The sequence below is a fragment of the Lacinutrix sp. Hel_I_90 genome (assembly GCF_000934685.1).
Lineage (GTDB): Bacteria > Bacteroidota > Bacteroidia > Flavobacteriales > Flavobacteriaceae > Lacinutrix.
Genome location: NZ_JYNQ01000001.1, coordinates 3,015,883 through 3,038,160, shown reverse-complemented (window position 1 = coordinate 3,038,160; position 22,278 = coordinate 3,015,883). Strand labels below are relative to the sequence as shown.

Here is a 22,278-nt window from a genome sequence, read left to right as displayed (position 1 = left end):
TTAGTTTGTTATGTAATTGATTATTGCCGTTTGCACATAATAGGTTTTCACCGATTCGATTTGGTTCATTTGAAATTTCAATTGTAATTCCTGTATGTCTAACACATCATTAAAATCAATCGTTCCGGTTTCATAGCTTCTAATTAAAATGTTTTCTGCATCTTGAGCTTGCTTTAAGTTTTTTGATTGTGTTACATAACTTATTCTTGCAGAAACCCTCTCGTTAATGGCTTTATCTAAAAGCGTTTCTAAGGTATTTAAGCGTTCTTGCTTTTGTGCTACAACCTCTTGTTTTTGCAGCTCATTTTGCTTTGTTTGTGATTTGTATTTATTATTAAATATGGGAATGGAGACGGATACCATGGGCATAATAATGTCTTTTCCGTTATCACTAAAAATCATATTTGGTCGCCTTTCAACATTGATATAGTCCAATCCAAATCCAATCATTGGACTGTTTTCTTTTTGGTTCAATACTTCCGATTGTTCTACAGATTGATAGAGTTTCTCGTATTTAATTAACTCCGGATGTAATGCTAAATTTTTAGTGTTTATTTCCGTTTCTTCTAAAGGAATCATCAAATCGTCTACACTAGTTACCACAATATCCTTCTCGCGATTTAAAAGCTTATTAAAAGTAGTCTGTTCTGTTAGATAGTGTTGACCCAAAACCTCTTTTAATTGTTGCATTTCATTTTGGCGCATTTGTAAACGCAACACATCTACAGCAGATGCTTTACCTACCTCAACAGATGTTAGTGCCAAGGTTTCGTAGGTTTCTAATAGTTTGATGTTTTCGGTTAGCACCTCTTGTTTAGCTTTGTTGGCGTATAAATTATAATAGGATTGTGATACCGAAGCCATCAATTTTCGCTTTGCGATAACAATGTCCTCGTATTTAGCATCGGCCAACGAACTCACATAATTTTCTCTTGATGTAATGGTCCCAAACCACGGTAACATTTGTTTAGCCGATACTTTAAAACGTTGCGCTCCTGTTCGTGTTTCTGGCTCACTCACAAAGTAACCGACACCAAATTCGGTGTTAGGCAAGGTGTTGACTTCATTCACTTTTTCGGAAGCAATACCGTATTGTAATTCAAACTTTTGAAGTTCTGGATTATTTGTTAATGCTTCATCAATAAGGGTTCCCAATTGCTGTGCATTGCCATTAAGAACAAAGAGAAAAGCACAAAGAAAAACCCCTTCTTTTATATTCAATTTAATATGTTTCATTTTGCTGCTCTTTTAAGTTGAAATTCCTGTTTCCAGCTATACAATACAGGAACCAAAAAATAGGACGTCACATCTATAATCATGCCTCCGAAAATAGGTATAGACATGGGTATCATAATATCACTCCCCTTGCCTGTAGAGGTTAATACTGGTAGTAATGCCAAAGTAGTGGTTACCGTTGTCATTAAACAGGGTCTTATACGTTTTGAAGCAGCTTCTACCACAGACTTTCGTATGCCCAGTTTACTTTCTGGTTTGTTTTTATCAAAGACTTGATTGAGGTAGGTTGCCATAATCACACCATCATCTGTAGAAATACCAAACAACGCAATAAACCCAACCCAAACAGCAACACTTAAGTTTACGGTACGGATTTGAAATAAATCACGCAGGTTTTCTCCAAACACATTAAAGTTTAAAAACCAATCCTGACCATATAACCAAATCATAATAAACCCACCTGCAAAAGCCACTGTAATACCTGTAAACACCATAAATGATGTCGCCACAGAACGGAACTGAAAATACAAAATCAAGAAAATAATAAACAGTGCTAAGGGCACTACAACAGACAAGGTTTTTTCTGCCCGTAATTGATTTTCATAGGTTCCTGTAAAGGTATAGTTCATGCCTTTTGGCACTACTAATTCGCCTGAATCTATTTTTTGTTGAATAAGCGCTTGTGCATTTTCAACGACATTTACTTCTGCAAAGCCATCCAATTTATCGAACAACACATAACCAACTAAAAAAGTGTCTTCACTTTTAATCACTTGAGGTCCTTTTTCATAGCGAATGCTTGCCAATTCACTTAAGGGTACGGGACTGCCTTTTGAAACCGGAATATAAATTTGCTTTAAATCGGTTGGATTGGCTCTTAATTCTCTTGGGTAACGTACACGTACACCATAACGTTCTCGACCTTCAACCGTTTGCGTTAACACCATGCCTCCAACAGCAATTTTTAACACCTCTTGCACATCTTGTATAGAGATACCATAACGTGCAATTTTTTCGCGATCAATATCAATTAGCAAATACGGCTTACCTACAATACGGTCTGCAAAAACAGCCTCTTTTTTTACGCCTTCCGCTTGTTTTATAATATTTTCTAATTGGATACCAAACGCTTCTATTTGCTTTAAATCTTGTCCTTTCACCTTTATACCCATTGGTGCGCGCATGCCCGTTTGTAGCATGACCAATCGGGTTTCAATAGGCTGTAGTTTAGGGGCTGATGTGACACCAGGTAATTTGGTGACGCGTACAATTTCATTCCAAATATCGTCAGGTGATTGTATTTCTGGTCGCCAATTACGGTAAAACTCACCATCATTGTCTGGAATGAGTTGTTCTTTTGCATTTAGAGATTGCCAAGCTTCACGCTGTTCTGCTCGCAATGCCATTCCATTTTTTAGCACATATTCACCATCAGTATTTACTTTATAGCGCTGGCGTTCGCGGTTTTCATTCAGCATATATTCTGGTTTATACTGAATGATATTCTCATACATTGATAATGGTGCAGGATCTAAAGCCGATTCTGTTCTACCAGCCTTTCCCACAACCGTTTTAATTTCTGGAATACTCGCTACCGCCATATCCAACTGCTGTAATACCCGTTTATTCTCTTCAACGCCAGAATGTGGCATTGAGGTAGGCATTAAAAGAAACGAACCTTCATTTAAAGCAGGCATAAATTCTTTACCTGTGTTTTTCATGATGACAAAACCAAGTACAACGAGTGTTGTTGGTATAATTAAGAATACTAGTTTATGAGCTAAAGCCCATTGCAAGATCTTACTATAGAATTTTCTTAATAATGAAAAAACTCCTAATAAGCCAAAACAAATAACACTCACAAAAATGAGATTCCAAAAGATATTTTTATCGACTCCTAGAGGCCTCCAATATTCAGCTAAAAAAAATACGATTGTAAATGCTGAAATGATAATATTGATTGCGTTTTTTGAAAGCGAATAGTGAAAAGCAGCTAGTGCTATGTTGATCTCGGATTTTTCGAAATAAAGACTCCATAGTGACAATGCTCCAAATGCTATTACAATGAATCCTAACCAAAACCCATATAAAATCGCAGTGACACCCAATCCTATTAAAACTAAATTTAAAATATAGTTGAAACTCTTTTTAAGCGTTCTTTTTCTAAATAAATAGGCAGCAAAAGGGGGGATTAAGAACAAGGCAATCACTAAGGAAGCCGCTAAAGCAAAGGTTTTTGTAAAGGCTAATGGTCTGAATAATTTGCCTTCTGCACCAATCATCGTAAATACAGGAATGAAACTTATTATTGTTGTCATCACTGCAGTTACGATTGCACCAGACACTTCGGCTGTTGCGTTATAAACGATTTGATTAGTTGTTAGTTGTTGGTTGTTAGTTGTTGATTGTTGTTCTTCTTCATCAAGGTGCCTAATAATATTTTCTGAAAGTATGACGCCCACGTCAACCATGGTACCAATCGCAATAGCGATACCTGACAATGCTACGATATTAGCATCAACACCAAATAGTTTCATTGCTATGAATACCATTACTATAGCTACAGGTAATAACCCAGAAATTAATAAGGACGCGCGAAGATTAAATACCATAATGATAATAACGAGAATGGTTATTAAAATTTCTAAGGTTAAAGCTTCGTTTAGTGTACTTAATGTTTCTTCAATGAGTTCTGTTCTGTCGTAAAAAGGAACAATGGTTACCTGTGACCTTCTACCATCTGCCAACACTTTTGATGGTAATCCTGCGCTTAGTTCTTTAATTTTTTCTTTAACGTTGGTAATCACTTCCATAGGGTTTGCACCATATCTTGCCACCACGACAGCACCAACAACTTCAGCACCTTCTTTATCTAAAATACCTCTACGTGCTGCAGGTCCTAATGAGACTTTACCAATATCTTTAATTTTTATTGACGTATAATCTTCGGAAGTGACTACCGCATTTTCAATGTCTTCGATAGACTTCACATAGCCTAAACCACGCACTAAATATTCGGCTTGATTAATTTCCAACGTTTGTGCACCTATATCTTTATTGCTTTCCTTGACTGCTTTTACGACTTCATTTAAACCAATATTGTATTGTCGCATCAATTCTGGATTAACATCCACTTGATATTCCTGAACATAACCACCAATAGAGGCTACTTCAGAAACGCCACTTGCAGAGGATAGCGCATATTTTACGTAATAGTCTTGAATGCTCCGTAATTCTTGTAAATCCCAACCACCGGTTACATTCCCTTTGTCGTCACGCCCTTCTAAGGTATACCAAAATATTTGCCCTAAACCTGTAGCATCTGGACCTAAAGTTGGGTTAACATCTTCCGGAAGTAAACCGCTTGGTAATGAGTTTAATTTTTCTAGGATGCGACTGCGACTCCAATAGAACTCAATGTTTTCTTCAAAAATGATATAGATACTTGAAAAACCAAACATTGAAGAGCTGCGAATGGTTTTTACACCTGGAATACCTAATAAAGAAGTGGTTAGCGGGTAGGTGACTTGATCTTCAATGTCTTGTGGTGAACGTCCCTCCCATTTAGTAAATACAATCTGTTGGTTTTCTCCAATATCTGGAATAGCATCTACCGCTACAGGGTTACTTGGTAAAAATCCTGTATCCCAATTAAAAGGCGCATTAACGGTTCCCCATCCTACAAAAAGGACGAGTAGTAGTACCGCTACGAGTTTATTCTCGATAAGGAATTTAATAGCTTTATTAAGCATATAATTTGATTATTAAACAGTTATAAAAGGATTGAACTTCTGAAAAACAGAAAAACAAACACAACATAAAACGCAACACATTGAGCCCAAAACGATAGTTATCGAAGGGCTTCGTTAATAGTGTTTAAAAATCAAATTAAATAGGTCTCGTCCATCTTGAAGATTTGCCTTATGACGAGTGGTGGTTTATAGTCTTTGTAAGAAGCTACATTTGCATTTAAGCCTTTAAAAAGATTACTATAGGTGTGAACAAATAAAGTTATAAAAAGATGTTGTTCAAAAGAAATCGTTTCAAAGGATAGTTGTAATTCATCCTGACCATCAATCACTAATTGTTTATCCTCGCAGCAATTTTTTTTTGTAATGTCACAGCCTTTGGCGACAGAATTCCCCATTTCCATCCCGCAGCCTTTTACTTTGCGAAATACAACCGTTTCTACCAAGGTATTACCACAATAATGCTTATTCACAGTGAAGGATAATGTAGAGCATAACACTACAAAAACCATTACCATTGCCATTATTTTATGGAATACTTGTTTCATGCTAATTGCTAAGTTACACAATTTTGAAATACGATTAATTAAAAGGCCTTCAGAAGTTGAAAACCCATAAAAAATAAATGCTTATTTTTAATAAGAAGCTTTCTAAAATTTCTTCCATAAATCTTTAGAACATCAAAATGTAGCATTATTAGTTGTTATAATTAACCATCCATCCAATGCCATACTTATCTGTGCAACGCCCAAAATAACCCCAATCTCTCTCTCGATATTCATGATATACTTGACCGCCGTGAGCAAGTTTCTCAAAAAGTTCTTTCCCTTCATTTTTACTGGAAACGTCAACACTCATATTAATTTGATTGCCGTTATTGAGCGGTGTGTCGGGAGAAACGTCGTAAGCCATAAAGTGAATACCCTCCCCCTTTAACTCAGCATGCTGTAATTTACCTCTATATGAAGAAGGAACATCTATTTTTTTATCTTCATAGGTTTGACGGTTGATAACCTTGGCGTTAAAGAGATCGCTATAATAATGTAATGCCTCCTGACAATTTCCATTAAATGATAAATAGGCTTGTACTTTCATATTTTTACTTTTTTTTTAAATTCAACAATTAATAGGTATAAATGTATACTAATCAACTATTAAACTTTAGCTTATTTAATTTTTTTCATAGCTCTATTCCGAATTCTGATACTCCAATGCTGTTGAAGATCATTTAGTTTATCGATTACACCCATAACCAAGTTAAACATGGTCTCAGTAAAAACCTGGCATAAACCTAATCTTCTAAAACGCTAAATTCCTGTTTCATATAATGACTTTCCAGAATGGCTGTTGTTAGCATTTATTGCGGTATTGCTGTCTGTTAGAATATTGGGCTTTTTATTGTGCTCTTCAAAGTGTTCTAAGAACTCAAACCCGCATTTTTTAGGTCAGAGATGCCAATAATTTTATTTAATCTCTTTAGAATCAGCAGCATTTACAAAAAGCACGTTCCCAACATTGTCATAACCATCAAAGGCTTTGGCACCTAGGTGCTCAACGACCTTTTCAATCAACCCAACAATCGTTAAATCGGCATCTTTCGATTTCTCATTGATTATATGTTTGGTACTCAAGGCCGCTTTTTGGGAGATAAACTCGATGTTTTTTGGCGAAATTGGCAATTGCCCTGTTTGTATCAAAAGTAATAGCCGTTGTCGTTCCTCATCAATAGAATCTTCAGGAAAGATGGCGTAAATATTTATTGTCGCTTCTTTCCAGTCGGGATGCCCCATTAAAATATAGGCAAGTAAAATCATAAGATTGGCGTTTTGAAAATCATAAGGTGAAATCCAAAGGTGAATCTGCTTCTTTAAACCAAAGCCCCTTTCTGAACTGGCCAGTATAATAAGGTCAAAATCAACAGATTTAATAAGCCCCATATTATCAACTATGTCCAGAAGGTTGTCTGGATGGTTTTTGTGATACTCGAAAAGAAGGAGATTATTTTCTTTACCTGCAATACCCGGCAACTGGATAATCTGTGCAACGGTAGAGGTAAATGATGGCGAGACTAATGTATCGATAAAAACATTGCTTTTACTGGCATCTGCCATGGCTATCAACTGCTTCTTACAGCGGGTAGCCTCCAAGTTAGTCTCTTTGGATAAGTAGCCCTTAATATAATGAATGTAGGTACCAAAACCATAGCGATGTGCTATCCAACTTAATAACTGGAACGCGGAGAATCGTTTAAAACTATCTTCTGAAATGGCAATGGTTGAAGGTCTCCAGCTTTGTGATTGTTCTTTTTCCGATTTTTGAAGAAAAATCTGCAATTGCCGACTTACCTGAAAAATAGCCCCTTGAAATATAACGGCGAGGTTTCTTTTTTCCTTATTATAGTGCGCCACCCAAGCAAACAATACCAAAATCATAATGATTGCCGAAACAGCATAGGCAGCATTCATAAAAAACATAAGGGCGAAGCAACTTATGGCGCCAAATAAGGACAAATACCAACGGGATTTAAATTTAGGGCGGTACGAAGGGTCAGCGGCAAAATGGTTAAGAAAGGAAATCAGGCATAGCGAACCATAGGTTACCATAAAAAACATAGAAATAATCTGTGCAACACTATCTAGGGCACCCATAAGGATAAATACACCAGCAATTACTATTGTTATTACGGAGGCATTATAGGGCTCATCTTCAGCGCCCTTTCCTTTTGATAACCAGATGTTGAATTTTGGAGTGGGAAAAATCCCGTCTCGCGCAATAGCCTGCAGTGTGCGGGGAGCAACCATAATACTTCCCAAAGCTGATGATATTGTCGCTGCGGCCAAGCCTAAAGGAATTATCCACCAACCTTGCCAGGCAATATCTGCCATGACCAATCGTGAGGTATCTGCTAAGGCTTCTGGTGGTGCGGATATGGACAGCTTCCATGCAATTAAAAAGTACATAAACATTCCGCAGAGCGTTCCCGCCAATGTGCCCAGCGGTATGGATTTACCTGGGTTTTTAAGATTACCGGACAACCCCACACCTGCAGTCATCCCCGTAAATGCCGGGAATATAATGGAAAAAACAATAAAAAAACCGATCGCTTCAGGAAGGCCGTTATCAGTTTCAGTGGTTGCTTCTTGCGAAATTTTTGGCTGCTTGTCTTTATTGGATATATCCCCTACCGAAAGACTGTCGGACCCATACCCAGCATCTTCCGCCACTATGAACCTGTCCTCTTCGATCATCACGGATTCTTCTTTTACATCGTACAAGGTTTCAAAAGGCGAAAAATCATGAGTTTTGCTGTATTCTGTTGTTCCTATAAAGAATGCACCTAACGAAAGGGCAAGAACAGCAACAACAGTGTAGAGAACTTTGACTCCCAAGTCCGCACCCTTGGTCAACATGACATAAGTAAGCAATAGCAAACCAGGGATTCCGATGGTTTGTTTCTGACTAAACAACCACACGAGCCAGTCTGGCATAGACAAGCTAGCAATTAACCAATCAATTAAGATCGTGAAGGCTTCCGAAAAAGCCATCACGTAAAAAGCGATACTGATAGCTTGTGAAAAATATAAGGCAATACCAATGGTCGAGCCTATAACCAGTCCAAAGGAACGAGAAATAATATAGTACTCTCCTCCACCCTCTACTTTTTGGTTGGTCGCAATTTCTGCGATGGCCATTGCAGTAGGAATAGTGACCGCATGACCAATGACAATAATGGCTATAGCTCCCATAAACCCTACCTGCCCTACCGCAAAACCAAACCGCAGAAACATGATAGCACCTAAAATCGTGGCTATTGAAGTGAAAAAAACAGGAGTAGCTCCAAAAGTGCGGGCTTGATTGACAAAGTTCTGCGGCATATTGTTTTTATTTAGACTTTATAATTAGGGTACCAAATACAAGTTTTCCATTCATTATTAATTTTATATAAATAGCATGCTCTAGTGCTTATTTTAATGAACTATTATTTTGAAACAGTCAATTATTTATATCCAAGTTTAAGGTTTTATTCCATATAACGTTCCATAAACTAAACCTGTGCATTTTCCTTGCCTGAATCCAGAGTTAAGAGAAATGAAGTCCTAAAAAGCTTTACTTCTTCCATCATTGCGGCTATGTTTATCTCCTTTCGTGTAGGAAATATATTGATATCCGGTTGCGGTACCAAATCCCATTTGTCGATAGCATCGGGATCTACAACATAGGCGTTGGTCTCTTTTGGCAAACGGACAAAGGAAATAATCTTCTCAAGTTCCCTCATCGCACTTTTATCTTTGGTTTCCCGTTTCTCAAGAATTATGTTTAAAGTGCCTTTCCAATTTTCATGTAATAATAGAGCCGTCAAAATGGCTAAATCATTATTACCCAACTCTACTTTTTCAACCCAGTCATCAGGCACATCTCTCAGCCACAAATTGATGGTTCTTTCAAGGCCAGTCCCGACTCTGGCAAATGGCATATAAACCAGAGCGCCCCATTGATTTTTATCGGCAGTGTTGAGTATATCTTCATAATCTTCAGGATTATTGACTGTGGTGTCCAACTTTAAAAATATGGTGTTTGGACTAAAGTGAGCAGCCCCCAGTGCTTCGGTGCTTATTTTGACACTATTACCAAAATTATTGTTTTCTACCAGTGAAAAACTAATGGTGTTTTTTGCTTTCTCAAATGCTGCAACAACATCTGGGAGATACTTTTTAAGCCTCATCAGCTTTTTACCAGTGCCAATTCCGAGAATTTTAATCGACCCTTTTGGGTGCACCAGCGAATGTAATAACTTGTAGCAGGCCCTAACTTCTCTCACATGGGCAATAGGAAACAACAAATCGGGTTGCCAAGCTCTGGGTTCATTTTCCTTGGTGAGATTTTTAGATTTTTTGGTCGCCCACTGCGCCATGGCCGTGAATAAGCCACTTCTGGCATAACCATCATCAGAGACGATATGTCGTTGACTAAAGAAAATGTAAAGTGCAATGGCGCCTATAATCGCTACGATTGAAAAAGTAGGATTTACGATAAACATAACAAAGAGACAACTCAAAGACCCTATTAGCGGGATATAAATAGGTATTTTAAATGTTGGCCTGAAACTAGGAAGTGATAAACTTTGCTCAATTAATACCACTAAATTAATCATGGCATAGGTTATCAGGAAAAACATGGTTATTAAGGGAGCAATCACATTTAGTTCCCGTAATAATATGGCAGAAATAACGATGACACCGGTAAACCATATGGATGCTAACGGTTCTCCCCTATTATTAGTAGTGCCAAGCCGTTTACTATATGGTATAATTTCTTTTTCTGCTATGGCATAAAGCACTCTTGGAGCACCCACAAATGAGGTAAGTGCCGATGAGAACGTTGCACCAAGAACGCCTGCAAGTACTAACTCGGGTAAAAAAGAGTTGTCTATAAAAAACGTATAGTTATTAAGCAATTGATCGGGTGTTCCTAAATAGCCGGCAATAACGGCAAGGCCAATATAAACCAACGTGGTGATTCCCACCGCCCAAAGGGTGCCTTTAGGAATGCTCTTTCTGGGATTTTTTAATTCCCCCGACATATTTAAACCTCCCATAATGCCTGTTACAGCAGGAAAAAAAACGGCAAAAACAACCCAAAACTGTGCGCCAATCAGTTCACCCTCTTTCGCCTTCACAAATTCACCAATAACCTGAGGATGAAAAAAATATTCTGTTGCAAAAAGCCCAAAAACAATGGAACCTATTGCTATCACTACAATCAATAAGATAAAATATTGAACCTTAAAGGCGAGGTTTGTGCTAATTATCGCAAAAAGAAACACAATACCAAAAGTCAAAAGGTCAACGATAATGGCCGAATGATCAGGGAATATCCATAACCATCCCTCTCTAAAACCAAAGATATACATAGCAACAGCTATAGCTTGTGATAAATAAAGAGGAATACCGATGCTCCCCCCTATTTCAAGCCCTAAAGATCTGGAAATAATAGAGAAGGCGCCCCCAGCACCTATCCTGATATTTGTTATAATCGAGGAGAGCGAGAGACTTGTAATAAGAGTGATCCCAGCAGAAACCAGGATGATAATAATAGCGCCACCAACACCTGCATTACCAACAACCCAGGGCAACCTCAAGAAGAGTATGATACCTAAAATTGTAAGAAAAGTTGGAACAAATACACCTTTAAAAGTACCGAAGAATGTTTTACTTGACTTCATCTCATAAAGTTTAATGTCAGTTCAAAGTTAACAGGTCAATTGTAAGCTATTCATAGGTTACCAGAAACAGCCATTGATAATACCAGACATAAGCTTCAAACCATTGCATTTAAGAGTTTATGTAATTCATTACGCTCCTTGATTTAGCAATTCAATAGTCATTAACTATGTTTTCTCCAAATTTTGAAACTATCAACGGATGATGCGAGCCCTTTTTTTTCTAATTTCTTCTAATATTTTGAAGATTTGTTTTGGATGATTTTCTTTCCGACCTGATTATTATTCTTTCTTTTTATTAGTGCTTGGCTTTAATACTACCCCCAAAATCCTAATACTATCAAATTTAATAAATCCATATTTGTATTCCTACTGTATTAGCGTTCAATTGAGTAGACAATTGAATTTAAGTCATTATTTTTATTTTGCTCTCTCTTGACCCAACGAGTGAACTAAACAAAAAATAGGAAACGGCCGTTTTCAAAACAATGCGACAGCTAAAACTCTCTTAATAGGGATTCCATTCATTCCTATAGAAATAAATAAGATTTAAACATTAAAAACTAGGATTTAGCACAAAATTTAAAGGTGGCTAAGGCTATAAAATAATATAACGTGAATTTGTATCCGTCAAAAATATATTTATATCAGCTAACCCAATTTTACTAAAAAATTAACTTTGTAACCTACTAATAATCATTAAACTAAAAATTTAAAAATTATGGAAACAATTTATACGCATGTAGAAACAGCAAAAAACAGATTCTCTAGAATATCTTGGGGAGGCGTAATTGCTGGTGCATTAGTCGCTATTACAATTTCATTTCTTCTTAATTTATTGGGGATTGGAATTGGTCTAACCTCAATAGATCCCGTAACCGATAGTCAACCTTTTGACGGATTAGCGACGGGAACAATTATATGGTGGATACTATCCAATTTAGCAGCATTGTATGTGGGTGGTCTTGTAGCTGCTAGAGCTTCAGGATTAACAAGTGCCACAGATGGTGGTATTCATGGATTTTTAGCTTGGGGGCTTTATTTAATGATTTCCATCCTATTGATAACGTCAATTACTGGAAGTGTTTTTTCAGGAATGGGTACTTTAGTCTCTTCAGTATTTGAAGGAGATGACTCGAAAGAAGTCGTAATAAATTTAGAAAACGCTAAAAAAGGTATTGAACAAGATAGTAAGACAACTATTGAAGGCATCAAAAACGAAATGTTTGAAATTATTGAAACTGCCGAAACTTACAATATCCTACCTAATGACAGTGAACAAAGCGTTAGACAAACGCTTAATAAGGTTGAGAATAGTACTACGAAAGCAATCAAGCAACTGAATTTAAAGAATGCTGTCTCAGAATTTGTAAACGACCTATCTGTTGATCTCGATGAAAATGGAGATTTAGATATTAGTGTAAAAGGTAATAAAGACTACATTAATGAAGCCAAATTAAAAGTTTATTTAACTGAGAACACAGCGTTAACTGAAGAAGAAATTAATGGCGTAATAACCAAATGGAATACTAAAATTGATGAGGCTATTAAAGCTCTTGAACAAACCTACATTGAGGCAAAACAAGAGGCTTTAAAAGCAAGTGAGGCCATTTCAGATAATTTAGGCCAAGCAAGCATTTATCTCTTTTTAATATTACTTCTAGGAGCACTTGCAGCATCTTTTGGTGGTACAACAGGTGTACCAGCTTTAAGTGTTAGCGAAGAACATAATAGAGATTTAGCTAACGAAAATAAATAATAATAATAAACTAAAATTATAAACTATGTCAATACTTACCATTATACTTAGCATATTACTTCCACCAGTAGCTGTTTTTATGAAAAGAGGATTAGGGGGTGCGTTTTTACTAAACATATTACTAACTCTAATAGGATGGCTTCCAGGTGTTATCCATGCTTTAATCGTAAATGATAATTAGCCCCATTCACCTTTTAATATTAAATGGTCGATGCTTAAGATTAACTAAATCTAGTATCGACCATAATTTTTTTGAAGTGTTTTGGAAATTACTTTTGATACTTTATAAGAGCATAGCAACTCATTTCATCAACCAAAGCTAAACCCTCAATAATCTTTTAGTAACAAAACAACGGTTTTATAAGCGCGTTAATAGCCATTAAAAATAAAGTCGTTTTTCTATAGAGGTCTAACCTCTTTTTTTTTACAAAAGAGCACCAAAGCGAGTGTGATGCATCCTGATATTGAAGTGACCACTAATTTTATAACATAAACTTAAATTAGTTAAAACCTATAAAATTGATGTCTCAAGCAATTAGCTCACAAAAATTGTTGAACCATTTCACTTCGCTCGTGTCAAGCAGATTTTTGATTCAGTTTGTATTTACTAAATTTGCTGCACGATATAAAAAATGGCTCTCGTTGGTATTATATTAAGTAAGGAGAGCTTCAAGCACTACTTTTCAATTTTGCCCAGTATCAATTGTAAAGACTAAGGATTTATATATAGAGCGGCGTCGAGAGCCGTTTAAATAAAGAAGAAGCAAAAGATGAAAAATGAAGCGGCTCGCTGGACAATTTGTCAAGAATGCCAGGGACAAGGCAAAAAAAGCCGGAAGCACGCCAAGAAAGTTCGACGCCGCTACCAGATTGCATTAGATGAATTTAAAAAAAAGAAGGACAAAGGCACAGCCCCAGTCCTTCTTAAGAGACCGTTACATCCATGCTTGAACTGTGGTGGCACTGGTTTACTTCATGCTGTTAGCCATCCAATAGCAGATAAGGCAAACTACCCACACGTTGCTATTATTGGTGGCGGTATAGGAGGAGTCGCTCTGGCTGTAGGCTGTTTGCACCGTGGCATCCCTTTTACCCTATATGAACGTGATAGCGGCTTCGATGAGCGCTCTCAGGGCTATGGACTCACTTTGCAACAAGGGAATAAAGCGATAGAGGGATTGGGTATTTTGTCGTTAGAAAAAGGGGTGATTTCAACAAGGCATTTGGTTCATACTACAACTGGAAAAGTGATTGGGGAATGGGGCATGCGCAAATGGAAACCTTCAGAGGCCAAAACCTCACAGAAACGCACAAATGTACATATTGCACGACAATCTATGCGTTTGGCACTGCTTGAGCAACTTGGTGGACACGATGTGGTGCAGTGGGGACACCAATTGGTAGGATTTAAGTCATGTGAAGGTGACGGCGTTGCTCTGAGCTTTCAAGTAAATGGAGCCCTAAAAAGCGTCACCGCAGATCTTGTAGTTGGAGCAGATGGTATTCGAAGTACTCTACGAAAGTTTCTAATTGGTGAAAACCTTACCCCTTTACGTTACCTAGGCTGTATTGTAATATTGGGCATTTGTCCTTTAAAAGCTCTCGAGGATCTTGATAGTTCTTTACTTGACTCGGCAACAGTATTTCAGACCGCCAATGGCAATGAGCGAATATACGTGATGCCGTATGCATCAGACGCGGTGATGTGGCAACTTAGTTTCACTTTGCCAGAAAATGAAGCTAAGTTACTAAGTGATCAAGGCCCGAAAGCACTCAAGGAAGAAGCGTGTCGTAGAACGCAGTGGCACACTCCAATTCCTCAGATTTTAGCAGCGACCCTAGAAGCTCAGGTTTCTGGTTATCCCGTATATGACCGAGAATTACTCAAATCAGAATTATTAGAGAAAGCAGGGCAAGTGACTTTGATTGGAGATGCGGCGCACCCTATGAGTCCATTTAAAGGACAGGGCGCCAATCAAGCCCTGTTAGATGCGCTAGCCCTGGCTAGAGGTATCTCAATAGGATGTAGACCCAAATCTCAATGGAGAGAAGCTGGAATCAGAGCACGCGTGCTCACTGGGTTTGAATCAGAAATGCTGGAACGCAGCGCTTCAAAAGTAAAAGATTCGGAAAAGGCAGCACACTTACTACATTCTAAAATTATACTCCATGAGGGTGACGCGCCGAGAGGGCGGTATGTAAAAAAGGAAAAGGCATAACTAAGTATTGAGATTAGGAACGCATATAATGCATTGAGAATTAAATGAAATCAAAAGAACACCCTGCTTTATATTATTTTAAATACTGTTTTAGTATTTTTTTAAGAAGCGCAACGTCTTTAGCCTTATCGCGACTTAAATTCTTTTTAGTATCGGTTTCAAATAAAGAATAATCAATTTCAATTAAATTGATATCCTTTTTTTGAAGCACCTCTCTGCGTCTTTTGTTGTACTTTATTATCTGTTCTTTTCTCGATGTGTCGACTACTGTCGCATCATCCGTTTTGTCTATATGCTGTGCTGTGTAATTCTGTTTTTCTAAAAACTCAATCACTAAATTAACGTCTTCATAAAAAGCCGCTAAAGGTAATTTTGTTCTTGTTTTTCCTTTTTTATGCATATCCCCTAGCAAAAAAGAAAAGGTATGTTTACGTGATGCTTTTTCTTTAAGCAATTCGTCGCAAAGATCTAAAATATAGAATTCATCACTGTTTTCTCTTATTGCTTTCGTGCGTTCCTTCTTTGAAACAGTACTTATAGGTTCAATTGGTGTGAACTTAGCGCCTTCCCTAACCAAATACCAATAAACAGCAGTTTCTGTACGTTCAGTGTGCACAGATGGTACGGTCTTTAGTAGATTCTCTTTATCAAGAGCGCGTAATACTTTTCGAAGGGGTAAACCTTTTTTTTGATCCTTTGTAAAAACCCCCGCTTTTATCAAATCTGGCATAATGTCCTTTGCTGGAATCCAATCTTTATCTGTATTTGTACTAAAGTAATTTTCTATTACTTCATTTATTTGCGCTACTTTATCTTTGCTATTATTATTCTCCATGATTATGCGTTCTAAATATTACTTGCATGTACTACAACTAAAACGCTGCAAGATAAGTCAATATTATTATGAAATAATTATACTCCCTGATTTAATTAATGACTAAATATTAAAGGCACTTTTTGATATTACCCCGTTCTTGTATTATTTACAATTTAAATTGTTACCAAAAGAAAAGGGGCTTGATTTCTCAAGTAGCTTTTTAGTAGCGGGAACTAGACTCCCTTCGACTGCGCTCAGGATAAAGGTCTCGTCCACTATCATTTAAGTTTACTGCAAAAAAAAAGAGTAACCATTTCTGATTACTCTTACTTAGTAGCGGGAACTGGACTCGAACCAGTGACCTTCGGGTTATGAGCCCGACGAGCTACCTACTGCTCTATCCCGCGATTTAATATCTAAATACTCTTTTTAGCTTTTAACTATTGGCTCATAATACCAATCTGATTATTTAGGACTGCAAATATACGATGCTTTTTATATATTACAAGTATTTATTTATAAAAAATTATTGTTCATTATTTAAAGCCTCAAAACCAAAGAGTTCCGCATCTTCAAAATGTGGTGATACCTGTATAGGATTGCAACAAACCTCACAATCTTCAACATAGGTTTGCTTATTTACGCTTGGATCTAATAACATAGAAATGGTTTCCCAACAATAAGGACATTGGAAAAAATGCTCAAACATCTTTTAAATTTTTATGAAAATAAAAAAAGCCAACCTAAAGTTGACTGTTTTATCTAAAATATTTTACTTTTATTTTAATCTCTTTGCACAACATAGGTATCATTGTAAGTTGTTATCATTTGTTTAATATAAGCATTATCATCAACCACAGTAACATACTCTGAATCCATGTTATTATCACTCACCATTAAAGTGCTCAACTTAGATAATTTGCTAAACTGTAGTGGCAAATTACCCGTAAGTTTATTTTCTGATAAAATGAGCTCTTCTAAATTAGACAACTCACTTAACTCTACAGGTATAATACCTTCGAATTTATTATCAATTAAACTTAATTTCTTAAGTTTTGTAAGTGCCATAATTTCATTTGGAATAGTACCCGTTAAAAAGTTACTTCCTAATTGTAGTATTTCCAGATTATCTAAAGTCATTAATTCTACCGGAATCGGACCAGAAAAAGCATTACTATACAGTGATAACGTTTCTAGATTTTTAAGTTCTGCTACAAAAATAGGAATAGTACCACTAAAATGATTTAAAAACAATTCTAACGACGTTAGCGACTGCAACTTAGACAAGGTCTCAGGAATTTTTCCTTCTAACTTATTTAATCCTAAATTAAGTTCACGTAAATGTGTTAAATTTCCTAATTCCTGTGGTAATGTACCTCTCAAATTGTTGAATGACAAATCGATTGCAACAACATTATTATTCTCTAATGTAATACCATACCAGGTATCAACAGGTTTCGTAATATCCCATGTTGTGTTCCAGTCTGAACCATTAGTCGCACTATGTAATGCAATTAAAGCAGATTTTTCTGTGTCGGAAACTTGAGCAAAGCTAAAAAGCGTTGTGAATAAGCAAACAAAAGTAGTTTTCAAAATGTTCATGTAGGTTCAGTTTTAGTCATTTACAATGTAAACCTAAACTTTATTAGGTTAAAATGCAAAAATTTTCGACGAACGACAATCATTAAATATTGATTTTATCTAAAAAACCCCGTATTTACTACATTCATCGATAAACGGTCTTAATTTTATTTTTTATTAAAAAATATCTAAAACTGAACATTTAACAACTCACCCGCTAATTGCAACACTATAAGTTCTGACAACTTAGCGTCATACTTTGCTTGATTCCTACTTAATTCAGCATTGATTAAGTTTAGTTGTGCTTGTCTGAATTCTATCGAGTTAACCTGACCAATTTTAAATTGCTCCTGAGATCTATCAAAATTGCTTTGTGCAGTTTTAATATTCTTTTCCTGTACTCTAAAAATGGTTAATTTATTTTGATAATCATCCCAGGCGTTTTCAAAATCGCGTTCCACTGAAATCAATAGCTGCTCTTTTTGTAATTGCTGATTTTCTAGATTTATTTTCGCATTACGAACACGGGTTAACGTACTTCCACCATCAAATAAGTTCCATGTAAGATTAATACCAGCAGATAGCCCCGTATTCGTTGAAACAGCCACAAAAGATGCCGCATTGTTATTATTTTCATTCCATCCATAGGAGCCCGTTAAGCCCAGTGTAGGAAGATAGGCTGATTTGCCTGTCTTTATATCTAATTCACTAATTTGTATATTTTTATTGACTTGTAATAATGAGACATTTCTAGCTTTAGCCTTCTCATACAATTCTTCTCTATTTAAATTTAAAACAAAGTCAATATCAGTATTTACCTTAAAATTATGATCTATAGCATTCCCTAAAACCACATTTAAGTCTCGGGAAGTATTTTTTAATTCTTGTTCAATACTTATTAAATTAATACTGTCATTATTAATATCTACTTCAGCATTTAATACCGCTAATTTTGTGCTTTGCCCATAATCAAATTGATATCCAGCACGTGTTAGTCTATCTTTTGAAATAACGAGAGTTTGTTCCAATACCTCTGTATTTTCTGTAAGTTGGGCCACCGTATAATAAATAGAAAACAATTGAATGATTGTTGTCTCTATCGTTTCACGGACTTGCAATTCAGAGAGTTGATACTCTTCTTTCAGACGTTTATAATTATAATGTCTTCCTAATCCATCAAATAAAACATAATTAACATTTATTGAGGCATTGTAACGATTACTTTTTGCTCCGTTTAATACAGCATCAGGCCTACTATCTGAAAATTCAACTTCTGTATTATCCAAATTATAAGTTGCACCCGCATTACCAGTAAGCGTTGGCAGGTATCCTGAATTTAAAACACTCGTATTGTTTTCAGCAACTTCATTATTTTTATTGGCTATTTTAATACCATAATTATTCTCTAAGGCCAGTGCAACCGCCTCTTCTGGTGTTAAAATTTGCTGAGCTGTCAAGCATTGCAATCCTACAAAAACACTAAAAAGAATACTATATTTAATCTTCATTTTCTTCATTTTGTTCTTTAATAGCGCGTTCTACTTCTTCTTTAGTCACTTTTTTTCCAGTATATAACCATTTGGTGTTTTTCTTAATATCATTACTAAATGCTAAAAAAAGCGGTAATACTAAAAGCGTTAAAATGGTAGCGTAAGCAATACCAAAGGATATGGAAATGGCCATAGGCTTTAAAAATTGGGCTTGCCTGCTTTTCTCCATTAACAATGGGGCTAAACCAGCAACGGTCGTTAATGAGGTCAAAAATATCGCTCTAAAACGTGATCTGCCAGCTTCAGACAAGGCTATATCGAAGGTCATGCCTTCTTTTAGGTTACTATTAAACTTACCTATCAATACTAAGCCATCATTTACCATAATACCAATGAGCGCAATAATACCGAGGAGCGATAATACATTAACTGGAAAACCAAGTAACCAATGCCCCCAAGCTACGGCCGTTAAACTAAATGGCACTAAAAGAATTAAAAGTAACGGTTGGGAATAACTTCGAAAGGTAAATGCTATTGTTATGTAAATAAGTATTAAAATTGGAATTCCGGCTGCACCTAGCGACCCTACTAATTTATCTTTCTCTCTATTCTGGCCTTCAAAAGCGACTGAAATGGTTGGGTATTTAGATTGCAATTCTGGAATCGTGACTGTTTTAATGTCCTCTAAAATATCTGTTGCACTTGTGCTCGGATTTTTTAAATCTGCAGACACTTTAATCTCGCGCTGTCCTTCCAAGTGATTTATGGCTACATCACCCCGCGCTATAGAATACACGGCTATATCTTTTAAAGTGACCCGTTGCCCTGTTGGTGTCACAATTCGCATATCGTCCAAATCATTAATTGAGGCCCGGTTACTCTTATCGTAACGCACCCAAACGCGTATTTCATCCTGCCCACGTTGAAAACGTTGTGCCTGAACTCCAAAAAACCCAGAACGCACTTGACTCATAACCGTTCTTAAATCTAGACCTAATAAATACGCACTTTCTTTAAGTTTTATTCGGATTTCTTTAATTCCAGCAGGGTCATTATCTTCAATGTCTTTTAATAAGGGATTCGATTCTAAGATTTGTTTTAAATCTATTTTGGCGGCTTTTAATTCTTCTATATTATTGCCTAAAAGCGCTACAGCAACCGGGCTACCTCCAAAATTACCTCCAGATCCAAAAATCAAACGCTCGGTTCCTATTACCGGCCCCACCAACTCTCTTAATCTATTGGCAACTAATGACGATTGAATGGCGTCTGGCCGTTCTTCACCTGGCAACATATTAATACGTAATCTGGCACTTGAACTGCTGTTAAGTGTTAAGATTGTATTTTCAAAAAGCTGTTTATCACTATCTTTAAAATATGTCTCACTAAACTCTTTATTAACAATCAATGCTTTTTCTTCAATCATTGAAATAATAGAATCTGTCACTCTTACATTAGTACCATTAGGCATATCCAGTTCAATTGAAACCGTATCACTAGCAATGGAAGGAAATAAGGTCACCCCTATTACACCACCCCCAATGGCTCCAAAAGTTAATACCAGCAAGGCCACAAAGATACCAAGAGACAACATTTTAAATTTGAGGACAAACCTTATGGCGGGTGTATACACTTTATCTCTTAAGTAGATCATAAAATTATCACCAGCCTTATTTACAATACGCATTTTAGAAAAGAATTGCTTCATTTTCGAGGGATTCTCCTCTACAACTTGTGGTCTTAAGGCTTTAGAATGTGCTAAATGCGCTGGTAGAATAATAAGTGCTTCTATTAGTGACACTACTAGTGTTAAGATTACAATTACTGACACCTCACTAAAAAACTCACCAATACGACTGTCTAAAAACAGAAACAAGGAGAAGGCCAGTAGCGTGGTAATAATAGCAGAAACCACTGGAGGAATCACTTCCATGGTTCCATCTATAGCTGCTTGTTTTGGTGTTTTTCCTTTTTCGTAATGTTGGTAGATGTTTTCAGCAATGACAATACCATCATCTACCAGAATACCTATAACGATGATCATTCCGAACAATGACAAGACATTAATGGTAACATCAAACTGACCTGCAAAAATAAACATCCCTAAAAAAGAAATAGGCAAACCAAAAGCAACCCAGAATGCCAAACGTGTATTTAAGAATAACGAAAGAAAAATCAATACTAAACCAATACCTGCTGCGGCATTCCAAAGTAACAATTCTGTACGTTGATTAAGCGTGATTGATAAATCTCTCACCACATCTAACCGAACATTATTATATTTCTCATTATAGTCTTCTATATAGGCTTTTACCTTATCTGCGGAAGAAATTAAATCTTCATTATTGGTACTGGTAACCGTGATATCAAGAGATAACTTCTGATTAAAATACGTGGCATTTGGTGTTTCAGAAAAGCGATCACGAATAATCGCTACATCTTTTAACCGCACCGTTTTTCCATCATTGGAAGCTCTAATGATAATATTGGACAACTCATCGCCATAATACGCACGGTTGTTTGCTCTAATTAAAAATTCTTCAGCCTCCGTTTTAATGGTTCCACCTGTGACTAATATATTGGCTGCACTTACGGCTTGAGCCACTTCATTAAAAGTAAGATTGTAAGCTAATAAATTAGCCTCATTCACTGCAATCTCAATTTCTTCAGCAGGATAACCAGACACTTCTATTTGAGAAATACCATCAATACGACGTAGGTCGTTTTCTACCTGTCGCCCAATTTGCTTTAAAGTCGCCAGCGGTATGTCATCACCACTCAAAGCAAAAGAAATGGTCTGACGTATTTCTTCTTGCTTAGCCACGATTAGCGGCTCCATTCCTGTAGGAAAGGAAGGCACGCGATCTACAGCGTTTTTAACTTCAAGTAACATAAAGTCGATATTCTCTCCTTTTTCAATCTCTACGGTAATCGTTCCACTATTTTCTCGCGAGACTGAAGTTACCCGGTCAATCCCTCTTAATCCTTTTAAATTATCTTCAATTTGAAGTACAATCCCTTCTTCAATTTCTTGTGGAGAAGCACCAGGGTAAGTAATATTTACATTTATAATTTTGGAATCTACTAACGGAAAAAAAGACGATTTTAAAGACAACACGCCGATAATACCAAAAGCGAAAAACGCCAAAATAAAAACATTGACCGCGACGTGGTATTTAATGAAGTAAGCAATTAGTTTTCTCATGA

14 protein-coding genes and 1 tRNA gene are annotated in these 22,278 nt (G+C 36.5%); 3 read left to right on the top strand and 12 right to left on the bottom strand.

Going from position 1 to position 22,278, the window contains the following annotated elements; translation table 11 throughout:
- From GQ46_RS13340 to GQ46_RS13315, 6 genes are all read right to left on the bottom strand, one after another.
- Positions 1-1,236 (bottom strand): TolC family protein, encoded by a 1,236-nt coding sequence (locus GQ46_RS13340; RefSeq protein ID WP_044402969.1) that lies wholly within the window; start codon positions 1,234-1,236, stop codon positions 1-3.
- Complete coding sequence (locus GQ46_RS13335; protein WP_044402965.1) at positions 1,233-4,988, bottom strand: efflux RND transporter permease subunit; 3,756 nt, start codon at positions 4,986-4,988, stop codon at positions 1,233-1,235. Before GQ46_RS13335 ends, GQ46_RS13340 begins: the two co-directional genes overlap by 4 nt.
- 131 nt (positions 4,989-5,119) lie before the next feature.
- Complete coding sequence (locus tag GQ46_RS13330) at positions 5,120-5,533, bottom strand: hypothetical protein (protein WP_044402962.1); 414 nt, start codon at positions 5,531-5,533, stop codon at positions 5,120-5,122.
- Between the two features lie 148 nt (positions 5,534-5,681).
- Positions 5,682-6,080: a VOC family protein gene (locus tag GQ46_RS13325; RefSeq protein ID WP_044402959.1), complete on the bottom strand. Its 399-nt coding sequence runs from the start codon at positions 6,078-6,080 to the stop codon at positions 5,682-5,684.
- A gap of 368 nt (positions 6,081-6,448) precedes the next feature.
- On the bottom strand, positions 6,449-8,860 hold the full coding sequence (locus tag GQ46_RS13320; protein WP_044402957.1) for an amino acid permease: 2,412 nt from the start codon (positions 8,858-8,860) through the stop codon (positions 6,449-6,451).
- 170 nt (positions 8,861-9,030) lie between these two features.
- On the bottom strand, positions 9,031-11,208 hold the full coding sequence (locus tag GQ46_RS13315; protein WP_044402954.1) for an amino acid permease: 2,178 nt from the start codon (positions 11,206-11,208) through the stop codon (positions 9,031-9,033).
- 718 nt (positions 11,209-11,926) lie between these two features.
- Between GQ46_RS13315 and GQ46_RS13310 the strand changes: the two genes are divergently transcribed.
- From GQ46_RS13310 to GQ46_RS13305, 3 genes are all read left to right on the top strand, one after another.
- Positions 11,927-12,964, top strand: coding sequence for a hypothetical protein (locus GQ46_RS13310; protein ID WP_044402952.1), 1,038 nt, complete (start codon positions 11,927-11,929; stop codon positions 12,962-12,964).
- A gap of 25 nt (positions 12,965-12,989) precedes the next feature.
- The gene (locus tag GQ46_RS17465; protein WP_082041764.1) at positions 12,990-13,145 is read left to right on the top strand and encodes a YqaE/Pmp3 family membrane protein; all 156 of its coding nucleotides are present in this window, start codon (positions 12,990-12,992) and stop codon (positions 13,143-13,145) included.
- Between the two features lie 589 nt (positions 13,146-13,734).
- Positions 13,735-15,183 (top strand): NAD(P)/FAD-dependent oxidoreductase, encoded by a 1,449-nt coding sequence (locus tag GQ46_RS13305; RefSeq protein ID WP_044402949.1) that lies wholly within the window; start codon positions 13,735-13,737, stop codon positions 15,181-15,183.
- A 73-nt stretch (positions 15,184-15,256) separates the two neighbouring features.
- Here GQ46_RS13305 and GQ46_RS17220 read toward each other — a convergent pair whose 3' ends face one another.
- From GQ46_RS17220 to GQ46_RS13275, 6 genes are all read right to left on the bottom strand, one after another.
- Positions 15,257-16,018 (bottom strand): hypothetical protein, encoded by a 762-nt coding sequence (locus GQ46_RS17220; RefSeq protein WP_052503483.1) that lies wholly within the window; start codon positions 16,016-16,018, stop codon positions 15,257-15,259.
- 316 nt (positions 16,019-16,334) lie between these two features.
- Positions 16,335-16,407: transfer RNA gene (locus GQ46_RS13295), tRNA-Met, on the bottom strand.
- A gap of 119 nt (positions 16,408-16,526) precedes the next feature.
- Positions 16,527-16,709 (bottom strand): CPXCG motif-containing cysteine-rich protein, encoded by a 183-nt coding sequence (locus GQ46_RS13290; RefSeq protein WP_044402946.1) that lies wholly within the window; start codon positions 16,707-16,709, stop codon positions 16,527-16,529.
- A gap of 74 nt (positions 16,710-16,783) precedes the next feature.
- Complete coding sequence (locus GQ46_RS13285) at positions 16,784-17,602, bottom strand: Two component regulator three Y domain protein (RefSeq protein WP_044402944.1); 819 nt, start codon at positions 17,600-17,602, stop codon at positions 16,784-16,786.
- Positions 17,603-17,769: 167 nt separating this feature from the next.
- A complete protein-coding gene (locus tag GQ46_RS13280) occupies positions 17,770-19,089 on the bottom strand; it encodes a TolC family protein (RefSeq protein ID WP_044402941.1) in 1,320 nt (439 codons plus the stop codon).
- On the bottom strand, positions 19,079-22,276 hold the full coding sequence (locus GQ46_RS13275) for an efflux RND transporter permease subunit (RefSeq protein WP_044402938.1): 3,198 nt from the start codon (positions 22,274-22,276) through the stop codon (positions 19,079-19,081). Before GQ46_RS13275 ends, GQ46_RS13280 begins: the two co-directional genes overlap by 11 nt.
- Positions 22,277-22,278: the final 2 nt, after the last annotated feature.

What these genes read in the sequence shown, in the direction of transcription:
- GQ46_RS13340 (WP_044402969.1), bottom strand. Translation starts at nt 1,236, where the DNA reads ATGAAACATATTAAATTGAATATAAAAGAAGGGGTTTTTCTTTGTGCT.
- GQ46_RS13335 (WP_044402965.1), bottom strand. Translation starts at nt 4,988, where the DNA reads ATGCTTAATAAAGCTATTAAATTCCTTATCGAGAATAAACTCGTAGCG.
- GQ46_RS13330 (WP_044402962.1), bottom strand. Translation starts at nt 5,533, where the DNA reads ATGAAACAAGTATTCCATAAAATAATGGCAATGGTAATGGTTTTTGTA.
- GQ46_RS13325 (WP_044402959.1), bottom strand. Translation starts at nt 6,080, where the DNA reads ATGAAAGTACAAGCCTATTTATCATTTAATGGAAATTGTCAGGAGGCA.
- GQ46_RS13320 (WP_044402957.1), bottom strand. Translation starts at nt 8,860, where the DNA reads ATGCCGCAGAACTTTGTCAATCAAGCCCGCACTTTTGGAGCTACTCCT.
- GQ46_RS13315 (WP_044402954.1), bottom strand. Translation starts at nt 11,208, where the DNA reads ATGAAGTCAAGTAAAACATTCTTCGGTACTTTTAAAGGTGTATTTGTT.
- GQ46_RS13310 (WP_044402952.1), top strand. Translation starts at nt 11,927, where the DNA reads ATGGAAACAATTTATACGCATGTAGAAACAGCAAAAAACAGATTCTCT.
- GQ46_RS17465 (WP_082041764.1), top strand. Translation starts at nt 12,990, where the DNA reads ATGTCAATACTTACCATTATACTTAGCATATTACTTCCACCAGTAGCT.
- GQ46_RS13305 (WP_044402949.1), top strand. Translation starts at nt 13,735, where the DNA reads ATGAAAAATGAAGCGGCTCGCTGGACAATTTGTCAAGAATGCCAGGGA.
- GQ46_RS17220 (WP_052503483.1), bottom strand. Translation starts at nt 16,018, where the DNA reads ATGGAGAATAATAATAGCAAAGATAAAGTAGCGCAAATAAATGAAGTA.
- GQ46_RS13290 (WP_044402946.1), bottom strand. Translation starts at nt 16,709, where the DNA reads ATGTTTGAGCATTTTTTCCAATGTCCTTATTGTTGGGAAACCATTTCT.
- GQ46_RS13285 (WP_044402944.1), bottom strand. Translation starts at nt 17,602, where the DNA reads ATGAACATTTTGAAAACTACTTTTGTTTGCTTATTCACAACGCTTTTT.
- GQ46_RS13280 (WP_044402941.1), bottom strand. Translation starts at nt 19,089, where the DNA reads ATGAAGATTAAATATAGTATTCTTTTTAGTGTTTTTGTAGGATTGCAA.
- GQ46_RS13275 (WP_044402938.1), bottom strand. Translation starts at nt 22,276, where the DNA reads ATGAGAAAACTAATTGCTTACTTCATTAAATACCACGTCGCGGTCAAT.